Here is a 3823-nt window from a genome sequence, read left to right on the forward strand (position 1 = left end):
TGACAAGGTAATGAGACGTCAGCCTTGGAGAATGACCTTTCGCTATGCGGCAGAAGGCGTGATGTATGCTCTGCGTACGCAAGTAAATATGCGGATACATGTGGCCGTGGCGCTCCTTGTCATTGTAGCAGGCTTAACTCTGCACATCTCCCGGCTCGATTGGTTATTCGTCTGCGTGGCTATCGCTATAGTCATTGTAGCCGAACTGTTCAACACCGCTGTTGAAGCAGCGGTGGATCTCATCTCACCTGATATTCATCCGCTGGCCAAAGCGGCTAAAGACACCGCCGCCGGAGCCGTGCTCCTGGCAGCGGTTTTTGCTGTAATTATTGGTATATTTGTGTTTTATAGGCCTATGTTAACGTTAATTAGTTCGCTGTTTTAATGGAAAAACCAAAATAAAATAGGTGCTTAATCGCGCTGGAGGAAATGAAATGGCTAAGAAACACTTTAAATCAGGCTTTGTCGCAATTGTTGGCAGACCCAATGTCGGAAAATCAACACTGATGAACCACGTCATTGGGCAGAAGATCGCCATTATGTCAGACAAGCCACAAACTACACGCAACAAAATTCACGGCGTATTTACTACAGAGGACACACAAATTGTATTTTTGGATACACCCGGGATTCATAAGCGCCAGTCAAAATTAGGAGATTACATGAATCAGACTGCTTTTAATACGTTGGGTGAAGTAGAAGCGGTACTTTTTCTTATTGACGCTGCTGAGGGTCTAGGCGGTGGCGACCGTTTTATTGCGGAACAGCTTAAACAAGTAAAAACGCCAGTTATCTTGGTGCTGAATAAAATTGATCGCATTGAGCCGGAAGCGTTGTTGCCCCTGATTGAGCAGTATCGCAAGTTGTACGACTTTGCAGAAATCATACCGATCTCAGCCAAAATGGGCAACAATGTAAACACCCTGCTGGAGCAGGTGCAAAAATACTTGCCAGAAGGTCCGCAATATTATCCGGATGATCAAATTACCGACCATCCAGAACAGTTTGTCATCTCCGAACTGGTTCGGGAAAAAATTCTGCATATGACACGTGAGGAAGTCCCCCATTCTATTGCGGTTATGATTGAAGACATGAAAGTGCAGGATAATGGGGTAGTGCATATTATGGCTGTTATTTTTGTAGAGCGTGACTCCCAGAAGGGGATCATTATCGGCAAACAGGGAGCCATGCTCAAAGAAGTGGGCAAACAGGCCCGCCAGGATATCCAAAACCTGCTAGGCTCCAAGATTTTCCTGGAACTTTGGGTTAAGGTCAAAAAAGACTGGCGCAACCAGGAACACGTCCTTCGTGACCTTGGCTTCCATCGCGACGCTTAAAAACAGAAATCGATTCTACGTCACTTTAGTTCAAGGGTTTATTGAGGCTAAAAAATTGATATTAAATAAATATGTATAGTTTTTGTGAGTATCATAAAAAAAGCCGTCCCGATCTCTATGACTGAGATAAGTAACAGTTTTCTGGTCATTCAAAGCGCCGCGCATATGCGGCGCTTAACTCTTGCTCTTTTTACCCCTTTCTTCCAGTGATGAAATAAGGAGTGCTTTTAAAAGAGTTATTGTAACTGTGTGCACGTTGCAGCGGAGCGGTGTTATAACCCTCATACAGCAGCCTTTTTTAACGCAATCCATTTATTTCATCGCATACTTCTCCCCTCTTCGCATCATCCTATTTTTGAGATGCAAACGTCATTTCCGAAGAAAGGATGAATACGATTGCGAGATTTTTCGTGGAAGTATTTTGCGATGACTGGAGATGTCGGTGCGTATCTGTTATATCGGGAGAGCGCCGTGACAAGGGAGCAAGACGCGGATGAGGGAGAGTCGGACGAGCATGAAGAAGCCCGTGAATAGTACAAGCCACTGGCTTCTTCGCGAATGTTTGGGGGAAGAGGCATGCTTTACAGGGTGGAAGGAATCGTCATCCGCAGCATGGATTACGGTGAGGGGAACAAAATTATTACGCTTTGCACCGAAAGCGGAGGCAAAGCAGGCGTGCTGGTCAGAGGTGCAAAAAAGTCCAAAAGCCGTCACGCTGCTTTAACGCAGCCGTTTACGTACGGTGAATTCGTTTTTTTTCGAAACACAGGCTTAGGCACGTTGAATGCCGGTGAAATCATCCAATCCCACCATACATTACGCGAGGATATTACTAAAGCTGCTTACGCTTCTTATGCTTGTGAATTACTCGATCGGGTGTTACAGGATGAGGAAACAGGCGCGTTCTGGTTTAAGCAGCTTAAAGCATGTTTGGAGGCGCTGGAGAGTGGCAAAGATCCGCTGATCGTCATGAGTATTTATGAATTTAAAATATTGCAGGCGGCCGGATATGCTCCTCAGCTTGATGCATGTATTTCAAGTGGTCAACAATGTGCTGATGAAGATATGTTTGTCAGTCCGAGGCTGGGCGGAGTTTTATGTCGGAGCTACAAGCATTATGATCCAGCTGCATTGAGCGTGACTCCACGTACATTGAAGTTGCTGCGCTTGTTCGCCAGAATGGATTTGAATCGGCTCGGCAACATTGACGTAAAGGACTCCACAAAGCTGGAGATCAAACATGTCATGCGTCAGTTCATGGATATGCAGTTGGAGGTCAAGCTGAAATCCCGCAATTTCTTGGATCAGCTCGACAAGTACGATATGTGAAACGCCCTATTCTCTTGACTGTATTGCTGAAAACGTGTAATATCCTACTATATATCTCCTTTGGGAGCAGATGCATTGAACGAGAAAGTAGCGGGATGTATTCTCTGTAATTAGCGAGTTGGGGACGGTGTAAGCCCAGTGGGAATTCTTCGTGAACAAGGCACTCGGGAGCGTCTGAATGGACACGGAAAAGAGGATTACGATCTGATTGGTGATGTAGGATCGCAATCAAGTAGGGTGGAACCGCGGGAGTCAGCTCTCGTCCCTACGTCTGTACAGGCGTAGAGGCGGGGGCTTTTTGCTGTCTCTAGCAAGGCTTTTGGGATAAAATAGCCCTGTACATACGAGCTTAATGAGAAGAAATCACCAACATTTGAGGGAATTGGAAAGGGAGCGTGTACCAATGAATTTTCAGCAGATGATTTTAACGCTGCAACAATTTTGGGCTGAACACAACTGTATTATTGTACAGCCGTATGACACGGAAAAAGGGGCAGGCACGATGAACCCGATGACGTATTTACGTTCGATCGGACCTGAGCCGTGGAACGTAGCTTATGTTGAGCCTTCTCGTCGTCCGTCAGACGGACGTTATGGTGAGAACCCGAATCGCCTGTATCAGCATCATCAGTTTCAAGTAGTTTTGAAGCCTTCACCGGATAACATTCAGGAATTGTATTTGGAGAGTTTGAGCCGTTTGGGCATTAACCCTTTGGAGCATGATATTCGTTTCGTCGAAGACAACTGGGAAGCACCAACGCTGGGAGCGTGGGGCTTAGGTTGGGAAGTATTGCTGGACGGTATGGAAATTACCCAATTCACCTATTTCCAGCAAGTGGGCGGTATTGATGCCAGTCCGGTTGCCGTAGAAATCACGTACGGTATGGAGCGTCTTGCTTCCTACATCCAGGACAAGGAGAATGTGTTCGATTTGGAGTGGGTCAATGGAATTACGTACGGTGATGTCTTCCACCAGCCTGAATTTGAGCATTCCAAGTATACGTTCGAAGTATCTGACGTCAAAATGCTCTTTACTCTTTTTAATATGTACGAAGAAGAGGCAAATAAAGCGATGGCGCAGCATCTTGTATTTCCAGCCTATGATTATGTGCTGAAATGTTCTCATGCGTTCAACTTGCTGGACGCTCGCGGAGCGA

At 46.0% G+C, this 3823-nt stretch carries 6 protein-coding genes; all 6 read left to right on the forward strand.

All coding sequences use genetic code 11. From position 1 onward, the window contains the following. Window positions 1-10: 10 nt before the first annotated feature. Window positions 11-385: a diacylglycerol kinase family protein gene (locus GRP75_RS21115; RefSeq protein ID WP_025722122.1), complete on the forward strand. Its 375-nt coding sequence runs from the start codon at window positions 11-13 to the stop codon at window positions 383-385. Window positions 386-434: 49 nt separating this feature from the next. Continuing rightward, window positions 435-1337 (forward strand): GTPase Era, encoded by a 903-nt coding sequence (era, locus tag GRP75_RS21120; RefSeq protein ID WP_160790280.1) that lies wholly within the window; start codon window positions 435-437, stop codon window positions 1335-1337. Between the two features lie 396 nt (window positions 1338-1733). After that, window positions 1734-1871, forward strand: a complete 138-nt coding sequence (locus GRP75_RS21125) for a YqzL family protein (protein ID WP_080942848.1) — start codon at window positions 1734-1736, stop codon at window positions 1869-1871. A gap of 42 nt (window positions 1872-1913) precedes the next feature. Further along, window positions 1914-2666, forward strand: coding sequence for a DNA repair protein RecO (recO, locus tag GRP75_RS21130; protein WP_023989481.1), 753 nt, complete (start codon window positions 1914-1916; stop codon window positions 2664-2666). Between the two features lie 138 nt (window positions 2667-2804). Next, window positions 2805-2951, forward strand: coding sequence for a hypothetical protein (locus GRP75_RS21135; RefSeq protein WP_155613687.1), 147 nt, complete (start codon window positions 2805-2807; stop codon window positions 2949-2951). 118 nt (window positions 2952-3069) lie between these two features. Then, window positions 3070-3823, forward strand: a 754-nt coding sequence (gene glyQ, locus GRP75_RS21140; RefSeq protein ID WP_160790281.1) for a glycine--tRNA ligase subunit alpha, incomplete at its 3' end; no start/stop codon positions are given.

Source organism: Paenibacillus sp. OT2-17 (assembly GCF_009827695.1).
Taxonomy (GTDB): Bacteria; Bacillota; Bacilli; order Paenibacillales; family Paenibacillaceae; genus Paenibacillus; species Paenibacillus polymyxa_B.